Here is an 18,339-nt window from a genome sequence, read left to right on the forward strand (position 1 = left end):
AAAAATCATTCTTAAGAAGGGGATGGCTGATGACAACGATTTATGATTATCTAGTAAAAAAGCCTAATGGTGAAATCTTATCCATGGAAACATACCGAAATAAAACGATGTTAATTGTGAACACAGCAAACCACTGTCGTTTTACATATCAATTTGAAGATTTACAAAGATTGTATAAAAAGTTTGCCCATCAAGGATTCGTGATTTTAGGTTTCCCAAGCAATCAGTTTGCAGAGCAAAATCCTGAAAACGGCCAAGAGACGGCAACGATGTGTAAAGTCAAATTCGGTGTAACGTTCCCTATTTTTGAAGTGATTGATGTCAACGGAGAACACGCCCATCCACTTTTCCAATACTTAAAAGAACAAGCAGATTGTCGCGAGTTCGGTGTTAATTTGGAAGAGAAAATGCTGAAAACGAAAATTCAAGAAATCAACCCATTCTTCCTTGACGGCAAGAACATTCGTTGGAACTTTACCAAATTTTTAGTGGATGCCAACGGACAAGTCCTGAAACGATTTGAACCTACAGATTCCATCATCGATCTCGAACATGCGATTGAAGAGGCTTTAAAAGCAGCTGCGAATGCCTAACGCATCATAAACCGGAATGTCCAAAAAAGAGCGAATGAAGAAAACGACGGATGTTCTCCATTCGCTCTTTCTTAGAGATCCGTCGCTTTCGAGAAATAGCTTCAAAATCAAAAAGTGCCAAAACCCTTAATCAAGGATTTTGGCACTTACGACATCAAATGAATGGAGACGGTGGGAGTTGAACCCACGTCCAGAGGCATCGCCACTTAAGCATCTACGAGCGTAGTCGGTATATTTTGCTTCGCCGTTCGTTCCGCCTACCGACAGGCCTCCCGACGGCTAGCCTGGTTCATCTCTTCCCTCGTCCTCAGGCGGCGGATTTGGGCGTAGCCCGCTTCATATGAACCCCTCGGACGCCACACGGGCGATGGCGGGAGGAGCTAGCTGCAGCAATTAGGCAGCTAAAGCGTAGTTTTCTTTGCCAGTTATCTTTAGGTGACGTTTTTACGAGGACGTCTCCCTCGGCTCGCCGCTTAAGCTCGACCTACCCCTGTCGAATCCGGATCGTCCCCGCGGTTGCGAAGAAAGATCGGAGCTTAAGCATGAATCACTGGCTTTCGTACTCTTATTATATCATGGCTGAGCGCATTTTCAATGGAAATATGCGCTAAATTTTTTGCCGCTCACGGAACGCCCGCTCGATTTCTCGCTGCGCTTCTTTCCGCTTCATGTCTTCGCGCTTGTCGTATTTTTTCTTCCCTTTGGCGACACCAAGTTCCACTTTGGCAAAGCCGTTTTTGATATACAATTTCAGCGGTACGAGCGTATACCCTTGCTCTTTCGTGTAGCCGATCAGTTTGTTGATTTCGCGGCGGTGCAGGAGGAGCTTGCGCGTCCGCAGCGGATCATGGTTGTAGCGGTTGCCTTGTTCATACGGACTAATATGCATATTATGGAGAAATACTTCCCCTTTTTCCACTTTGGCGAACGAATCTTTTAAGTTCACCCGTCCGTTGCGGATCGATTTAATTTCCGTCCCTTGCAAAACAAGACCCGCTTCATACGTTTCTTCAATAAAATAATCATGGCGCGCTTTTTTGTTTTGCGCGATGACTTTTCCTTCCCCTTTTGGCATGAACGTCCTCCTCCTCATTCGTAGCGCTTTTATTGTACCAAAAACGAAAAAGAAGGAAAAGCCGCCTGCTCGGCTTTTCCTCACCGTTTTTTCTTTTTCTTCTTTTTCGCTTTGGTATGGCGGCCAGCGTTGTTCTTTTTCGCTTGTGCCTTTGCTTTCTTTTGCTTTTTCCCTTCAATGACAACCGGTGCCGCTTTCGCTTTCGGCGGGCGGCGCCCTTTCATGCCGACGATTTCAAAATCAACGATTCGTTCGTCTTTGTTGACGTTAATGACGCGGACGGTAATTTCATCACCGATGCGGTACATTTTCCCCGTCCGCTCGCCGACCATGGCATAGTTGCGCTCATCGTAACGGTAATAATCATCCGTTAAATAGCTGACGTGCACCAACCCTTCGATCGTATTCGGGAGCTCCACAAACAAACCGAAGTTCGTGACGGAACTAATGATGCCGTCAAATTCCATCCCGATTTTATCTTCCATAAACTCTGTTTTCTTTAAGTCATCGGTTTCACGCTCAGCCTCGACGGCGCGCCGTTCCATGTTGGACGCATGTTCGGCGATGTCAGGCAGCTTTTCCGCCCATTTTTGCTGGGTGTCAGGATCCATCTGTCCGTTAATGAGATACGTCCGAATCAACCGGTGGACGATTAAGTCCGGATAGCGGCGGATCGGGGACGTAAAATGGGTGTAAAACTCGGTGGACAAGCCATAATGGCCAAGGCTTTCCGCGTCATAACGGGCTTGCTTCATCGACCGGAGCATGACGGTGGAAATGACCATTTCTTCCGGTTCGCCGCGCACCGCTTCGAGAATTTGCTGCAAGGCGCGCGGATGGATTTGGTTGCCCGTCCCTTTGACGACATAGCCGAAGTTCGTAATGAATTCCAAAAAGCGCTGCAGTTTCTCCGGCTTCGGATCCTCATGGACGCGGTACATAAACGGCACGTTGAGCCAATGGAAATGCTCGGCGACCGTTTCGTTCGCCACCAACATAAACTCTTCAATGAGCCGCTCGGCAACGGATCGCTCGCGCAAAACGACGTCATATGGCTTGCCGTTTTCATCAACGAGCACTTTCGCTTCTTTAAAATCGAAATCGATCGCCCCGCGCTTCATCCGCTTCGTTCGCAAAATGTCGGCGAGCTCAGCCATGAGTTCAAACATCGGCACAAGCGGCGCGTATTTTTCACGCAACGCCTCATCTTTATCGACCAAAATTTTATTGACGTCAGAATATGTCATCCGTTCCGTCGTGCGGATGACGCTTTGGAAAATGTCATGGCTGACGACTTCGCCTTGCGGAGTGATTTCCATTTCACACGATAGCGTCAACCGGTCGACTTTCGGGTTGAGCGAGCAAATGCCGTTCGACAACCGGTGCGGAATCATCGGAATGACACGATCGACCAAATAGACGCTCGTTCCGCGTTCGTACGCTTCGCGGTCAATCGGCGAGCCTTCTTCGACATAATGGCTCACATCGGCAATATGGACGCCCAGTTTATAGTTTCCGTTCTCAAGTTTTGTCACGGTCACCGCATCGTCCAAGTCTTTCGCATCTTCGCCGTCGATGGTGACGATCATCTCACCGCGCAAGTCGCGGCGCCCCTCGAGATCCTTTTCCGTAATCACATCAGGAACACGATTGGCATGATCGATGACATCATCCGGAAACTGAAGCGGTAAGCCGTGCTTATAGATGACCGATAAAATATCGACGCCCGGGTCGTTTTTATGGCCAAGAATTTGGACGACTTCCCCTTCGGCGCTCATTCGTCCTTCCGGGTATGATGTGAGCCGGACGACGACTTTATGCCCTTCGACCGCCCCGTTCGCCGCGTTTTTCGGGATGAAAATATCGTTGACGATCCGCTTATCATCGGGGATGACAAAGCCGAAATATTTGCTTTCCGTATATGTACCGACGACTTCTTTCACCCCACGCTCCAAAATGCGGACGATCGTCCCTTCGCGGCGCGCTCCGCCGGACTCGGATTGGACGCGTACGAGCACCGTGTCGCCGTGCATGGCATTTTTCAGCTCCGACGGCGGGATGAAAATGTCGTCCATTCCCGGTTCTTCCGGCGTGACGAAGGCAAATCCTTTCGCATGGCCAGTCACTTTACCGCGCACGAGATTCATCCGTTCAGGCACACCGTAGCGGTTGCTGCGTGTCCGAACGACAAGCCCTTCCTCTTCCATGGCGACAAGCGTTTTAACGAACGTTTTAAATTCGTCCGCCTCCGTGATCCCAAACGCTTCTTCGAGCTCTTGAACTGTCAGCGGCTTGTACGCCTCGTCGCGCATAAACGTTAAAATTCGTTCGGCCAATGCGTGATCCATCGGCCCTCTCCTCCTTTCCGTCGTTACCAATCTAACGACTCAAGAAACGCATAAATATCTTCATGCAGCTGCTCTTTTTCTTGATCAAGCGTAATAACATGGCCGGATTGTTCGTACCATTTGATTTGCTTGACCGGCGATTCAATTTCGTTATAAATGATGTTGGCGCTGTCCGGGTTGATCATGTGGTCATGGCGCGCTTGAACGACAAACGTCGGCGCGTAAATCAAATCCAGTTGCTCACGCACATCGGCGATCAACGCTTGCAGCGCTTTTAATGTTTTCATCGGCGTTTGTTTGAACCGTTCCATTTCCTGTTCGATTTGTTCTGCCGATTTTCCTTCCCGTTTTTTATATTCGCGCGCATACTCAAGCACACCTTCATACATCGTTTCTTCGCTTTTGATGTACATCGGTGCGCACATGGTCACAATTCCTTCTATAGGTACAGTGTAACCTAATTTTAAGGAAAATACGCCTCCAAGCGACAACCCAGCAACCGCGATTTTTTCATATCCTTTGTTTTTCAAAAACTGATAACCGTTCATCACATCTTGCCACCAATCGTCCGGACCGGTATGGACGAGCTCTTCCGGCGGCACGCCATGCCCTTTGTAAATCGGCGCATGGCACGTGTAGCCTTTTGATTCGAGAAAGCGTCCGAGCATCCGAACATCAGCGGAGTTTCCGGTAAATCCATGCAAAAGCAAAACGGCACGCTCCCCGGCTTCAAAGAAAAACGGTTTTGGCGGAACAATTTTCATCATCGTTCTCCTTCCTCTCTAGATGAAATAGAAAAGGCAGCCCGTTTTTGTAAGGACCGCCCCCCGCTTTTCGCTTATGATGGTTGAACATATGCGACGAGAATCGTCAGCACAAAAAACAAAATGGCCAACACGACCGTCACGCGCTGAAACACTGCATCAAGCCCGCGCGCTTTCTGTTTGCCAAACAGCTGCTCGGCACCGCCGGTAATCGCCCCCGACAGCCCTGCGCTTCGGCCTGACTGCAGCAACACAATCGCAATCAGCGCAATCGATACAATGACAAGCAACGTCACAAGCAAGGCATGCATGCCTGACACCTCCAACGACCTACGTTGCAATATTTTTACTATACCATACATTATCGTTTGCAGCAACTGCCTCACCTGTCTCCGCCCTGAATGGCACCAATTCATTTGTTGTGAAACAAAGAGACTATTTCGTTGCTCTTCACTTTCATCCGCTAGTGGATCATGATCCCCGCCTAACAATCGCCTTTTCCGATCATTCCAAACATCAAGACGTCTATAATGAAAAAATGTCGTTTTGTGCCACGTTCTTGATGAAATTCACCGCCCTCTAACGCTCTCCCATCCGTTATCCTTAAGAGCGTGTCATGAACGTTGGTGTTCATCCTCAAAATCAAGTACAATGAAAGAAAAAACAGCGATGGAGGGATTCCTAATGGCAAGGCCAGACGAACGAGTCGTCATTGCGATTGACGGCTATCAATTTAAACGAGCACGCGAGGCGAAAGAAGGGAAAATTTTCGTCACCTCGCCAATCGGTTCGAATTTTACGTTTGATGTGAACGTCATGCGGAAACTGATTGAGGCGATCGATCGTGATCCGGCACTCGCCGAGCGATTCGGGCTTCCTGCCACAGAAGCGAATGATTGAGCGATACATAGAAGAAGGTGTCCCAAAAAACGGGACACCTTTTCCTATTCTGAAAACCAACCGTTTCGTCCTCTTTCCTGTGAAGTGCAGACACGTTGCGTCATTCCTTTTAGAGGTAAAGGCGAACGTTTGCCCACGGTCTTTTCCGCGAAAATGCGCGTACCTTGATCGTGTTCAGACGAAGGACACATGTTGCTTATGGATTTTTTCGTCAAAGGCGTCCTTGCCACGCTTCCCGCTCGCGACCGAACAGATCGTCTTCCACATGGCTCGCAGCCGAAAAGACAAACACCGGTTTGTGCTCTTTTGTGTATACGGGCCACTTCTCTGGTAAATGAGCGCCGTTCGGGTTGCCGGTGCGGGCGAACGAAAGCCAGGCACCATGCATTTCGCTGGCAATCGCCTCACGCTCTGGTCGGTTGCCGACGAAATTCTCGACACCAGGCTGATGGAGGTTATGAAACACAAACGGCAACTCGAGCGTATGGCACGCTTTCAGTTGTCCACCAAACGCCGGCGTTTCATAATCAAACCGATACATGTACACATTCGCCCCTTGCGCTGCTTGGGCATCCGCCGTTCGCAACATTCCGTCGACAAAAACAAGGTACGTCATGATGCGCAGCCATGTTTGCCACGCGGGTGCCGACCGATCCGCTGTTTCCGCGTAATAGCGTATCGCCTCCTCCGGAATAGGCCCGACCTCACGGTTCATCCGGTCAAGCAGTTCTTTTTCTTCGAGTCTTGTCAATGACGGATCAGTCAATGAAAACAAATTGTATTCGTCTTTCGTCACGCCAATTAGGATTGGAATATCACTTGCTGCCCCGTCGTGGAGCGCTTCGATCGGATGGCGTCGCAACACATGTCCGTCAACCACCGGACCGTACGTGATTCCTGGGCCGAGCGACATCGCCGCCTGCAATAGCTCTGCTGCTGGAATCGACAGCAGCCGATCGCGGTCACCCGGACGGATGCCGGCACGTTCTAAAATGCGTTCAGTCAGAGCCATCGCCGTCTCCGGAGAACGAAGAAGAAGCGAACCCGATCCGCTTTGCAATATAGCGCGTCGAAACAGCCCGCTTGCTTCCGGAAGCGACAACAGCACGCCAACGCTTGCCGCTCCGGCTGATTCGCCAAAAATCGTAATGTTGTCCGGATCACCGCCGAACGCCTCAATGTTCTCTTTCACCCAGCGCAGCGCCGCCACTTGATCCAATATGCCAAGATTTCCCGCCTGGGCATACGTTTCGCCAAACGCATCTCCCAAATACAAAAAGCCAAACACGCTCATCCGATAGTTGATCGTCACGACAACGACATCGCCGTGTTTGGCAAACGCCGTTCCATCATACCATGGAAATGAACCGGAGCCGAATAAAAAAGCGCCGCCATGAATCCAAAACAATACCGGGCGCTTCTTCCCATCCGCCGCCGGTGACCAAATGTTCAGATACAACCCATCCTCGCTCATTGGTTCATTCATCCGTCCGAGCAGCTGGCTGAACATCGAATCGGACGGCTGCATGACGACCGGTCCAAACGATGTCGCCTCACGCACTCCGTCCCATGCATCGGGCGGTTCCGGCGGCAAAAAACGGCGTTCACCGACCGGCGCTTTCGCGTACGGAATCCCTTTCCAATAGAAAACCCCTTCATTTGTTCCCCCGCGCAACCGACCGTACTTTGTTTCAACAACGGTTTGTTCCATCCTTATCACTCCTGAATATTCAAATGATTCAAAAATAGTATAAACCACCACCTCACCCACGTCTATCGTTTTGCGCCCGCATGAGAGGTGTTCATGCCGCTTCGAAAAGAGAGATGCCTCGCCCATGTACAAAAGTAAAGATAGCCGCAGCCGAAGCAGTGAACACCATGAAGGAGATGATTCGAGGCGCGATCACGCCAAAGACATTTTGTTTAAGTCACTCCATGCATGGTATCAAACTCAAGCCCCCAATGTATACGGATTTCCCGGACTGCCGCCAACGCCAGCGCGCCGGTTCACAATGTTGCCCCATGCGTCATACTCGTATTGGACAACGACATTTCCGCTTGCGTCCGTCAATGCCACGACAGCTCCATGACCGTTCAAATGATAGTAGTAAGTGGCTCCGCCTTTCGTCATCGTGACCGGGTGGCCCAATGCGTCCCATGTATATTCCGCTGTGATGATGTTGTTGGCGTCTGTTTCAGCCGATAAACTAAGAAATACGTATCATTCCCTAAAAACAGATCCATGATGCCAATCCTAGCATCATGGATACTCATTAGTTAAAGAAATGGACGAGCCATTCCATATCTTCCAACTATAACACATAATAATCACATCGCTTTCGTTACACCATTCTCCTATGATTTGACGTTCTTCCTCCGTCAACTTCTCTAGGCATTGGCTCAATAACCGGCAAACGTAACGAACATTTCCGTGTTTCTTGCCCCCCTTTGTCCACATATTTGCGACAACGTTCTAACACATCGGTAAACAGCTGAATGACATGAAAATAATCCACCACATGTGTCGTCTCTGGGCACCCCCCTTGAATCGCTTTTTTCATCGCTTGGGACCCAATCGCTCACGACACACATGAGTCCATGCACGTCCAATGGCTTCCTGTTCTTTCCTGCTTCACTGGCATACACTTCTCCCGTTTCGGCATCCATGATCGCCACTCCGTAGTCATGCCCTTTTCGAAAAGCAAACTCATTTTCACGAAAAGCCCTTGGAACGAGGAAAGGCTGTTTGAGAAGCTTCAAGAGCGGGTTCTTCCCCAGATCGAACGCCTGGCCAAACGGACCAATCAGCCCCTTTTCCTTTCGATGGATGATACGATTTGCCAAAAAACGAAGCCTTCGTCACGGGCAACGCACGTCATTCAAGGATGTGATTGTCATGACTCCCATAAAGATCATCAAATGGTCTGGGGGGCATTCGCTCGTTTGGCTGATGGTGCACACCTTCACGCAAGCGTTTCCGTTCGCGTTCCACTTGTATGACAAAAAAGTGGAAACCAGCAAAATGGACCTGGCAATCGAGATGCTTTCCTTGCTCAAAGGGAAACGGGCTCGTCCGATGTATGTACTTATGGATTCATGGTATCCGTCCAAGGAACTCATCGAAACCTGCCTGAAACAGGGATTCCATGTCATCGCCATGCTCAAGACGAACCGGATTCTTGATCCGAAAGGCATCGCCATCCAAGCCAAGTCGTTGGCCCGCTATATCAAGCCTCAAGCCCCCGCCTCGTCACGGTGGGTCAGGAGCGTTACCGCGTGTATCGCTATGAGGGGTCGATCCATGGCCTCGATGACGCGGTGGTGCTGCTGGCTTAGAAGGCGGATCAGCCGATGACTCCGGACCATCTCCGTGTCTTCTTGAGCACCGATCGGGAGCTTAGCGACGAAGACATCTCGCGTTACGATGCCCAGCGTTGAACGAGCGAATGCGCTTTCCGGCAGGCGAAAGAGCAACTGAAGCTAGATGGATACCGCGTTCGCCATGTTCGGGCGGTGAAACGGTATGGGGCAGTGGTGCTTTAGCCTGCGTGTACAGCATTGCCGAATCCCGACAAACCCTTTCCGCTGGGCTGGAGTTGCTTCGATCGCGGAAAGGCCACAGCATCGTCGAGTTCATTGATAACGCTGCGAAGCAAGATATTCCCATTGATGCGATCAAAAAACAGCTCCATGTCGCCTAAGGAGTACCCTGTTTACCTCTTATGACATGGAAATTATTATAATGAAAAATACTCATCTACAGATAAAAAAACTATTTAAAACCTTTCTATTTTTGTTAAAATTATATAAAAGATTTTGTTCAATCCATTTTCCAGTAAAAGGTGAAAGTGTAAATGAAGAAAATAATTCTTCCTGTAATTTTATTTATCAATCTTGTTTTTATAGTGGGTTACCTCATAGATACCGGGTTCCCCTTCGGTTCTTTATGGCTGGTATGGCTACCCTTTTTCGTTGCTGGTATCATCCTGTCCATTATGTTTCTAGTTCGTTATAGAAAGGAATCCAATGCCAACCTATTTTTATCGCTTGCTGTCTTGTTAAGTAGCCTTAGTTCTTTAGGTCTTTGGAGTTTTTATTATTATTTAGCCCGTGTTATGGGAGGATAAGAGCACGAAAAGAGAAGGTTGGAATAGACCTTCTCTTTTCATAAAAACATTTAGAAAATGCTACCTAATTTTCCTTGCGAGCACAATAATCCAAACTCGGCAACCATCCACCAGCCCGGATCATAAGTAGCGTATGCACAGAGATATCATTCGTAATCGCAACCATCGTCTCCTTTCCCAAAATTAGCCCAACAACGATCGTAAGCTTGGCAGCATCGGTCTAATGCGTTAATTGGTGTTCCACTTCTACACTTGGCTCCAAAGTAATTTTGGTAACAATATTTCCCATTACCAGAACCATAGGAAACTAAGCATCCCTCATACCAGGCTTCGGGTGCGATTTCACCTTCCATTATTTTATCAGTCCCCATTGGTTTTTTAAGCTCTTCTACAAACAAGAAGTAAGAAGCTTCAAAAGGAATTTCAACTTATCTCTAGGAGCCCGGTGATTTACTTAGCAACGAGGTAAAACCTATATTTTCTCAAATTCAGAAACCTTGATAAAACGTGCTTTTGTTTCTCATTCAGCTTCGTCGATTTCTCAAGTATCCTCGTTTTTCACCGGCCTTCTAGAGACAAAGATGTGATTGTTTAAGTATGAGAGTGAAATCATGGGAAATATTTGCAAGAAAATTAAAAAATATAATCAAATCAAAATTGATCTTCTCAAAATAGTTAAGTGTATTGATTGTTGTACGGAAGATGAAAAAGAACTTTACCAGAACAAAGAAGTGACAAGCTTGTTGCCCAAATGATTCGCCGATTTGTTTGAAATCCCCAAGACCCAATATTCAATCACTGTGTATGTAATGGGTGTAATATGGGAAAACGATTGCCTTCTTTTTGTCTCCACCGCCCTTGACGATTCTTTCCCACCTTTGTCGGGTGTTGGTCAAGGGCGACTCCATCCTTGAACATCCCTCCGATACTCAAGGGGATGGTCTATGTGGAGTCTTCATAACGCGCTTTTGATGCGACCCTTTGCTATCCTCGCCCGCCGCAAAAAAAGGCACCTTTCTTGGCAAACAGCCGAAAGGTGCCTGTAATGATTCTGTTATCGGTTATTTTTTCAAATTGTAAAACGAACGAATGCCTTGGTAAATAGCCGTGTGGCCAAGTTCGTCTTCAATGCGGAGCAGCTGGTTGTATTTTGCGACGCGGTCCGTACGCGACGGTGCTCCCGTTTTGATTTGGCCAGCGTTTGTTGCGACAGCGATATCGGCAATCGTGCTGTCTTCCGTTTCACCGGAACGGTGCGACACAACCGCCGTGTAGCCGGCGCGTTTGGCCATCTCAATGGCATCGAACGTTTCCGTCAGTGTACCGATTTGGTTCACTTTAATTAAAATCGAGTTGCCGACGCCTTTTTCAATGCCTTCGGCCAGTTTTTTCGTGTTCGTTACAAACAAGTCGTCACCGACGAGCTGCACTTTGTGGCCAAGGCGCTCAGTAAGCAGTTTATGGCCTTCCCAGTCATTTTCGTCAAGTCCGTCTTCGATCGAGATGATCGGATATTTCGACACAAGCTCTTCATACCAAGCAACCATTTCTTCTGATGTTTTGACGACGCCTTCGCCTTCCAAATGATATTTGCCATCTTCTTTGTTGTACAGCTCCGACGAAGCAACGTCCATAGCGAGCATCACTTGTTCGCCTGGTTTGTAGCCGGCTTTTTCGATCGCTTCAATGATCGTTTGCAGCGCTTCTTCGTTCGATTTTAAGTTCGGAGCAAATCCGCCTTCGTCACCGACAGCCGTGTTGTAGCCTTTCGCTTTTAACACAGCTTTTAAGCTATGGAAAATTTCTGCACCCATGCGCAGCGCTTCACGGAAGCTTTCCGCACCGACCGGCATGATCATGAATTCTTGAATGTCAACGTTGTTGTCCGCATGCGCGCCGCCGTTTAAAATGTTCATCATCGGTACAGGCAGCGTTTTAGCGTTAAAGCCGCCCAAGTATTGGTACAACGGCAAGCCAAGCTCATCAGCCGCAGCGCGAGCGACCGCGAGCGACACGCCTAAAATAGCATTCGCCCCAAGCTTTCCTTTGTTTTCCGTGCCGTCAAGTTCAATCAACGCGCGGTCGATCGCCACTTGATCAGTCACTTCTAAGCCGATGATTTCCGGAGCAATCACTTCGTTGACGTTCTCAACCGCTTTGAGCACCCCTTTGCCGAGGTAGCGGTTTTTGTCGCCGTCACGCAATTCAACCGCTTCATATTCGCCCGTCGAAGCGCCGCTTGGCACTAACGCACGGCCGAAGCCGCCTTCTTCCGTGTATACTTCCACTTCTACGGTTGGATTGCCGCGCGAATCGAGCACTTCACGCGCATACACATCAATAATCGCAGACATATCGACACTCTCCTTTTCCGTGTTTGTTATTTAACGATTAACGTTTTTCCGGTCATTTCTTTCGGTTGCGGCAAGCCGAGCAAATCAAGCATCGTCGGCGCCAAATCGCCTAAAATGCCGTCTTTGCGCAACTCGATGCCGTGTTTGGTGACAATGACCGGCACCGGATTCGTCGTATGAGCCGTTTGCGGCTTGCCCTCTGGCGTCAGCACTTCATCAGCATTACCGTGGTCGGCAGTGATGATGGCAATTCCACCTTTTTCTAAAATGGCATCGACGACTTTGCCAAGGCACTCATCGACCGCTTCGACCGCCTTAATCGTCGGTTCGAGCATGCCGGAGTGGCCGACCATATCCGGATTGGCGTAGTTCAAAATGATCGCGTCGTACTTGTCCGCTGCAATCTCTTTTAACAACGCCTCCGTCACTTCATAGGCGCTCATTTCCGGTTTTAAGTCATACGTCGCCACTTTCGGCGAGTTGATCAAAATCCGGTCTTCGCCTGGAAATTTCTCCTCACGGCCGCCGCTCATGAAAAACGTCACATGCGGATATTTTTCGGTTTCCGCGATGCGCAATTGGCGCAAGCCGTGCTGCGACAACACTTCGCCGATCGTGTTGTCGAGGTTCGTCGGCTTGAACGCGACATAGCCTTTCACCGTTTCGCTGAAATGCGTCAAGCAGACGAAAAACAAGTTTTTCGGATGTTTCGGGCCGCGATCAAACTCGCGGAAATCTTCATTCGTAAATGTGTTCGAAATTTGGATCGCCCGGTCTGGACGGAAGTTATAGAAAATAATCGCGTCATTGTCTTGAATCGTCGCCACCGGTGAACCGTCTTCGCGGACGATGACCGATGGAAGCACGAACTCATCGTAAATGCCGTTTTTGTATGAGTCTTCGATACACTCGAGCGGATCGCGGTAGGTCGGGCCTTCGCCGTACACCATCGCCCGATATGCCTTTTCAACACGCTCCCACCGTTTATCGCGGTCCATCGAGTAGTAGCGTCCTGATAAGGTGGCGATTTCGCCGACGCCGTATTCCTTGATTTTTTCCTGTAGTTCTTTAATGTATTGCGGCGCTGTCTGCGGGCCAACGTCACGGCCGTCCAAAAAGCCATGGATGTACACGCGTTTTACGCCTTCTTTCGCCGCTAGGCGCAAAAGAGCGTACAAGTGATGGATGTGGCTATGGACTCCGCCGTCGGAAAGCAAGCCGAACAAATGCAAGCTTGTCCCATGTTGTTTCACATGGTTCATCGCCGCTAAAAACGTTTCGTTCCGGTCAAATTCGCCTTCGCGAATAGCGATATTCACTCGCGTCAAGCTTTGGTACACAATGCGGCCGGCGCCGATGTTCAAGTGTCCGACTTCCGAGTTGCCCATTTGCCCTTCCGGCAACCCGACCGCCTCGCCGCACGCTTTCAATGTCGCATGCGGATACTCGTTCCAATAACGGTCAAAATTCGGCTTGTTCGCTTGGGCAACCGCATTGCCATACGTTTCCTCGCGCAGCGCAAATCCGTCTAAAATGATGAGAGCAACCGGACGTTTACTCATGGCGCCCCGCCTCCACAAGCTTCAAGAACGAAGCCGGTTCAAGGCTCGCGCCACCAACTAACGCTCCATCGATGTGTTCTTGTGCTAAAAAGTCGCTGATATTTTCCGGTTTGACGCTGCCACCGTATTGGATGCGGATGGCCTCCGCCGCTTCCGCGCCAAACAGACGTGCGACGACAGAACGGATATGGCCGCAGACGTTGTTGGCATCTTCAGCGGTCGACGATTTGCCAGTGCCGATCGCCCAAATCGGCTCGTAAGCGATAACCGCTTGCTTCACTTGATCTGGCGTCAATCCAGCGAGCGCTTTTTCCACTTGTGAAGCGACAACCGCATTCGTCTGCCCTGCTTCCCGTTCTTCGAGCGTCTCGCCGCAACAAATGATCGGCACGAGACCACGGGTGAAGGCGGCCAACACTTTCTTATTGACCGTTTCATCCGTTTCGGCAAACATTTGTCGACGCTCGGAATGGCCGAGAATGACATACGTCACACCAAGGTCTTTGAGCATCACCGGGCTCACTTCACCGGTATATGCTCCTTGGTCGGCAAAATGCATCGTTTGCGCCCCGATTTGTAAATCGGTGCCGTTTGTATTTTGCACCAACCGATCTAAAAACAAAAATGGTGCACAAATGACGGAATCAACTTCCGCTTTCGGAGGTACAAGCCCTTTGACTTCCTCGACAAACTGAACAGCTTCCGTCAATGTTTTATGCATTTTCCAGTTGCCTGCAATGATCGGTTTTCTCATCGTTCACCTTTCCTTTCGCTAGGCGGCGACTGCCGCCAGGGGCGTCCCATCGGACGCGCTAAATCATTTGTCGTTTAACGCTACGACCCCTGGCAGCTGCTTGCCTTCCATAAACTCAAGGGAAGCGCCGCCACCCGTAGAAATGTGGTCCATTTTGTCCGCCAAGTCAAATTTTTCAACCGCCGCAGCCGAGTCTCCGCCGCCGATGACCGAGTATGTATCCGCAGCTTCAGCGAGCGCTTCGGCGACTGCTCTCGTCCCATGAGAGAACGTCTCCATTTCAAAGACGCCCATCGGGCCGTTCCAGACGACAAGTTTGGATTGGCGAATGACATCGCGGTACAATTCACGCGTTTGCGGACCGATGTCAAGCGCCTCCCAATCGCTTGGAATGGCGTCAATCGGCACCACTTTTGTATTGGCATCATTGGCAAACCGGTCTGCCACAACCACATCAACCGGCATGTAAAAACGGACGCCTTTTTCTTTCGCTTTTTCCATAAACGATTTCGCCAGCTCGATTTTATCTTCCTCAAGCAACGACTTGCCGACGTCATGGCCGAGCGCTTTTACGAACGTATACGCCAGCCCGCCGCCGATAATCAAGTTGTCGACTTTATCGAGCAAGTTTTCGATGACTCCGATTTTATCTTTCACTTTTGCGCCGCCGATAATCGCCGTAAACGGGCGATCAGGGTTCGAAAGCGCCTTGCCAAGCACTTCGATTTCTTTTTCCATCAAAAACCCAGCAACGGCTGGTAAGTAATGAGCGATCCCTTCGGTTGACGCATGGGCACGGTGCGCCGCTCCGAATGCATCGTTCACGTACAGATCAGCCAGTTCGGCAAACGCCCGAGCGAGTTCGGGATCGTTTTTCTCTTCACCAGGATAAAAACGGACGTTCTCAAGCAAGAGGACGTCGCCTTCATTTAAGTTGGCGACTGCCGCTTTTACTTCATCGCCGATTGCTTCGTTCGTTTTCACGACCGGCCGCTCAAGCAATTCACCGAGACGCTTGGCGACGGCATCTAAGCGCAGTTCTTCGACGACTTTTCCTTTCGGACGGCCGAGGTGGCTGGCCAAAATGACTTTCGCTCCGTGTTCGATCAAATACTGGATCGTCGGCAGTGCCGCACGAATGCGTGTATCATCGGTGATGGCGCCATCTTCCATCGGCACGTTAAAATCGACACGGCAAAAGACGCGCTTTCCCCTCACCTCAACGTCGCGGATCGTCTTCTTGTTCATCGTTCTGGCCCCCTTTGGTCACAGTTTTGGCAAAGGAAAAGGAGTGGGGATCATTTCCCCGCTCCCCTCCATTTCCCTATTATAGACTTGAATCAATGGAAAACTCAATGCCAAGCTAGTCTTACAGTCCTTTTGACGCAATGTAGGCGGCCAAATCAACAACACGGTTCGAATAACCCGTTTCGTTGTCATACCAAGAAACCACTTTGACCATTTTGCCTTCGATGACCATCGTCGAAAGCGCATCGATCGTGGACGACGCCGGGTTGCCGTTGTAATCGCGCGAAACGAGCGGCTCTTCGCTATAGGCCAAAATACCTTTTAACTCGCCTTCCGCAGCAGCTTTCAACGCAGCGTTCACTTCTTCAACCGTTACTTCTTTTTCAAGTTCAGCAACCAAGTCAACAACCGATACGTTCGGCGTCGGCACGCGCATTGCCATTCCGTTTAATTTTCCTTTCAATTCCGGTAAAACAAGGGCAACAGCTTTTGCTGCACCAGTCGTCGTCGGAATGATCGATTCCGCAGCAGCGCGAGCCCGGCGCAAGTCTTTATGCGGCAAGTCCAAAATTTGTTGGTCGTTCGTATACGAGTGAACGGTCGTCATCATACCACGAACGATACCGAATTTTTCATGCAGCACTTTCGCAAACGGCGCCAAGCAGTTTGTCGTGCACGAAGCGTTCGAGATGACATGATGGTTTTGCGGATCGTATTTGTCTTGGTTGACACCCATCACGATCGTAATATCTTCGTTTTTCGCCGGAGCGGAAATGATGACTTTTTTCGCGCCTGCTTCTAAATGTTTGGCTGCATCTTCACGTTTCGTGAAGCGGCCCGTCGATTCGACAACGATCTCAACGCCAATATCGCCCCATGCGAGTTGTGCTGGATCGCGTTCTGCTTTTACGATAATTTCTTTGCCGTTGACGACTAAGTTATTGCCGTTCACCGACACTTCGGCATCAAGCGGACCATGAACCGAGTCATATTTCAACAAATGAGCCAGCGTGTTCGCATCTGTTAAATCGTTGACTGCCACTACTTCAATGTCCGGGTTTTTCAATGCCGCACGGAACACGTTACGCCCGATACGGCCAAATCCGTTAATCCCAATTTTTACTGCCATCGTATTTTCCTCCTTACATTATGGATGATTTGTATCGGCAAGGGACGTTAATCCCCTACTAACGCTTTGGCGGCGCCTTCGTCCGTCACCAAGAGGGAATGCGGTGCCCGCTTTATGTACGCCTGAATGGCCTTCGCCTTCGAGGCGCCTCCAGCGACGGCGATGACATGTTCAACATGCGGGAGGTTTTCGAGCTGAATGCCGACGGTTTTTACTTTGTGGACGACATCACCGTGTTCATTGAAATAATAACCAAACGCCTCGGCGACCGCATGGCGGGCGATGATTTTTTCCATCTCCACAGGCGGCGTCTTCCGCCGTTTCGCCATCGTCACTGCTTCGCCGATGCCATGGACGACCATACGGCACGATTGAATCAGCTCAAGTACTTCTTTCACTGCCGGTTCTTCAATGAGCGATGCATACGCCTCACCGCTCAGCTGGTCAGGTACATGCAACAGCCGGTAACGGCCGGTCGCTTTTTCCGCCATTTTGGCGCAAATCGTATTCGCTTGGTTTTCAACATCTTCACCAAGCCCTCCGCGCGCCGGGACGAACAACACATCAGCAAGCTTCGGATCCGGCGTCATCATTTCAGCCACCGCTGCCATGGTCGTTCCGCCAGCCACAGCGACAATATCGCCGGGCCGGAGCTGTTCTTTCATGCAGGCGACACACGCTCTTCCCAATTCTTTTTTTACCCAAGGAGAACGGTCACTATCCCCAGCGACCACAACAACGCGCGCAACGTTCAACCGCTGTTTCAGCGCTGTTTCCAATTCCTTGAGCCCAAGCGCTTCCCTCATCAAGTCATTAAGCGTGTGAAGCAACGCCTGGCCTTCTTCCGTTAACCGCATGCCTGACACATCGGTAGAAAGCAAGTTTTGCCCTTTTAAAAATTCGGTTTCCGATCGAAGCACTCGCTCGCTCATGCCAAGGCTGGCGGCTAGCGCCCGTCTCCCGATCGGTGCCATGAGCGAAATAGAGTGCAAAATTTGATACCGTTTTTGCATAACCTCAAGCAAGTCAGGCAATAATTTTTTTTGTGCCTCTAATAACGATTGCATCAGACCTTTCTCCCTAACCAATCATAGGGACATTATACGTCCCGGTATGACATATTATGTCCCACTAGTCCATAAAAAATTCCTCCCGCTTCATCTTCATTATAGCAGGAGGAATAAAGGTGTTCAACCTTTTTGCGCCTGCCGCAACCGCTTTCTCACCATTTCTTTTTCAATCATCCCGTATCCGATTTCTTCACCGTCGAGTTCGATGACTGGGATCATTAACTGGTATTTCTCAAGCAACGCGTCATCTTGATAAATATCGATCTCTTCGATCGTGAATGAATAGTCCGCTTGCAGCTCGGTTAAAACGGCTTTGGCCTTTTCACAAAGCGGACAGTTCGTTTTTGTATACAGACGGATGTGCATGCGTTTCTTCCTTTCTTTCTTATAGCGTTTGCCACTTGTTTTCTGTTCA

16 protein-coding genes, 1 other RNA gene and 2 pseudogenes are annotated in these 18,339 nt (G+C 49.7%); 4 read left to right on the forward strand and 15 right to left on the reverse strand.

The genetic code is table 11. From position 1 onward, the window contains the following. The first annotated feature begins 29 nt into the window (after positions 1-29). Positions 30-593 (forward strand): glutathione peroxidase, encoded by a 564-nt coding sequence (locus tag DSM465_RS0110640; RefSeq protein ID WP_008880279.1) that lies wholly within the window; start codon positions 30-32, stop codon positions 591-593. 160 nt (positions 594-753) lie between these two features. Here the strand turns inward: DSM465_RS0110640 and ssrA are convergent. The 5 genes from ssrA to secG all read right to left on the reverse strand — a co-directional run bounded on the left by ssrA (position 754) and on the right by secG (position 5,091). Continuing rightward, positions 754-1,105, reverse strand: a transfer-messenger RNA (tmRNA) gene (ssrA, locus tag DSM465_RS18970). A gap of 95 nt (positions 1,106-1,200) precedes the next feature. Further along, positions 1,201-1,668 carry an SsrA-binding protein SmpB gene (gene smpB, locus DSM465_RS0110645; protein WP_008880280.1) on the reverse strand — a complete coding sequence of 156 codons (468 nt, stop codon included), beginning with the start codon at positions 1,666-1,668 and terminating at the stop codon, positions 1,201-1,203. A gap of 80 nt (positions 1,669-1,748) precedes the next feature. Beyond that, positions 1,749-4,016 (reverse strand): ribonuclease R, encoded by a 2,268-nt coding sequence (gene rnr, locus DSM465_RS0110650; RefSeq protein ID WP_008880281.1) that lies wholly within the window; start codon positions 4,014-4,016, stop codon positions 1,749-1,751. Positions 4,017-4,039: 23 nt separating this feature from the next. After that, complete coding sequence (estA, locus tag DSM465_RS0110655) at positions 4,040-4,780, reverse strand: carboxylesterase (RefSeq protein ID WP_008880282.1); 741 nt, start codon at positions 4,778-4,780, stop codon at positions 4,040-4,042. A gap of 74 nt (positions 4,781-4,854) precedes the next feature. Further along, positions 4,855-5,091 carry a preprotein translocase subunit SecG gene (gene secG / locus DSM465_RS0110660; RefSeq protein ID WP_008880283.1) on the reverse strand — a complete coding sequence of 79 codons (237 nt, stop codon included), beginning with the start codon at positions 5,089-5,091 and terminating at the stop codon, positions 4,855-4,857. A gap of 373 nt (positions 5,092-5,464) precedes the next feature. Between secG and DSM465_RS0110665 the strand changes: the two genes are divergently transcribed. Continuing rightward, positions 5,465-5,680: a hypothetical protein gene (locus tag DSM465_RS0110665; RefSeq protein ID WP_008880284.1), complete on the forward strand. Its 216-nt coding sequence runs from the start codon at positions 5,465-5,467 to the stop codon at positions 5,678-5,680. Between the two features lie 211 nt (positions 5,681-5,891). Here DSM465_RS0110665 and DSM465_RS0110670 read toward each other — a convergent pair whose 3' ends face one another. The 3 genes and pseudogenes from DSM465_RS0110670 to DSM465_RS20375 all read right to left on the reverse strand — a co-directional run. After that, entirely contained in the window at positions 5,892-7,391 is a 1,500-nt protein-coding gene (locus DSM465_RS0110670) for a carboxylesterase/lipase family protein (protein WP_029761338.1), read from the reverse strand. A 240-nt stretch (positions 7,392-7,631) separates the two neighbouring features. Then, entirely contained in the window at positions 7,632-7,811 is a 180-nt protein-coding gene (locus DSM465_RS0110675) for an RHS domain-containing protein (RefSeq protein WP_152524570.1), read from the reverse strand. Between the two features lie 183 nt (positions 7,812-7,994). After that, positions 7,995-8,410, reverse strand: a pseudogene (locus DSM465_RS20375) (transposase); the annotation flags it as partial. Between DSM465_RS20375 and DSM465_RS18975 the strand changes: the two are divergent. Continuing rightward, positions 8,390-9,381: pseudogene (locus tag DSM465_RS18975) on the forward strand (IS701 family transposase); the annotation flags it as partial. The pseudogenes DSM465_RS20375 and DSM465_RS18975 sit on opposite strands and share 21 nt — an antisense overlap. 153 nt (positions 9,382-9,534) lie before the next feature. Then, complete coding sequence (locus tag DSM465_RS0110695; RefSeq protein ID WP_029761341.1) at positions 9,535-9,807, forward strand: hypothetical protein; 273 nt, start codon at positions 9,535-9,537, stop codon at positions 9,805-9,807. 1,061 nt (positions 9,808-10,868) lie between these two features. On the opposite strand, the gene eno is transcribed toward DSM465_RS0110695, so the two are convergent. The 7 genes from eno to DSM465_RS0110735 all read right to left on the reverse strand — a co-directional run bounded on the left by eno (position 10,869) and on the right by DSM465_RS0110735 (position 18,290). Continuing rightward, the gene (gene eno / locus DSM465_RS0110705; protein WP_008880286.1) at positions 10,869-12,161 is read right to left on the reverse strand and encodes a phosphopyruvate hydratase; all 1,293 of its coding nucleotides are present in this window, start codon (positions 12,159-12,161) and stop codon (positions 10,869-10,871) included. A 26-nt stretch (positions 12,162-12,187) separates the two neighbouring features. Beyond that, positions 12,188-13,723 (reverse strand): 2,3-bisphosphoglycerate-independent phosphoglycerate mutase, encoded by a 1,536-nt coding sequence (gpmI, locus tag DSM465_RS0110710; protein WP_008880287.1) that lies wholly within the window; start codon positions 13,721-13,723, stop codon positions 12,188-12,190. Then, on the reverse strand, positions 13,716-14,477 hold the full coding sequence (tpiA, locus tag DSM465_RS0110715; RefSeq protein WP_008880288.1) for a triose-phosphate isomerase: 762 nt from the start codon (positions 14,475-14,477) through the stop codon (positions 13,716-13,718). The genes gpmI and tpiA overlap by 8 nt, the downstream gene beginning before the upstream one ends. 63 nt (positions 14,478-14,540) lie before the next feature. Next, entirely contained in the window at positions 14,541-15,725 is a 1,185-nt protein-coding gene (locus tag DSM465_RS0110720; RefSeq protein WP_008880289.1) for a phosphoglycerate kinase, read from the reverse strand. Between the two features lie 121 nt (positions 15,726-15,846). Beyond that, positions 15,847-16,854, reverse strand: coding sequence for a type I glyceraldehyde-3-phosphate dehydrogenase (gene gap, locus DSM465_RS0110725; protein WP_008880290.1), 1,008 nt, complete (start codon positions 16,852-16,854; stop codon positions 15,847-15,849). Positions 16,855-16,901: 47 nt separating this feature from the next. Then, positions 16,902-17,921, reverse strand: coding sequence for a sugar-binding transcriptional regulator (locus tag DSM465_RS0110730; protein WP_008880291.1), 1,020 nt, complete (start codon positions 17,919-17,921; stop codon positions 16,902-16,904). A gap of 123 nt (positions 17,922-18,044) precedes the next feature. Next, positions 18,045-18,290, reverse strand: coding sequence for a glutaredoxin family protein (locus DSM465_RS0110735; RefSeq protein ID WP_008880292.1), 246 nt, complete (start codon positions 18,288-18,290; stop codon positions 18,045-18,047). Between the last annotated feature and the right edge of the window lie 49 nt (positions 18,291-18,339).

This window comes from Geobacillus thermodenitrificans subsp. thermodenitrificans DSM 465 (assembly GCF_000496575.1).
Lineage (GTDB): Bacteria > Bacillota > Bacilli > Bacillales > Anoxybacillaceae > Geobacillus > Geobacillus thermodenitrificans.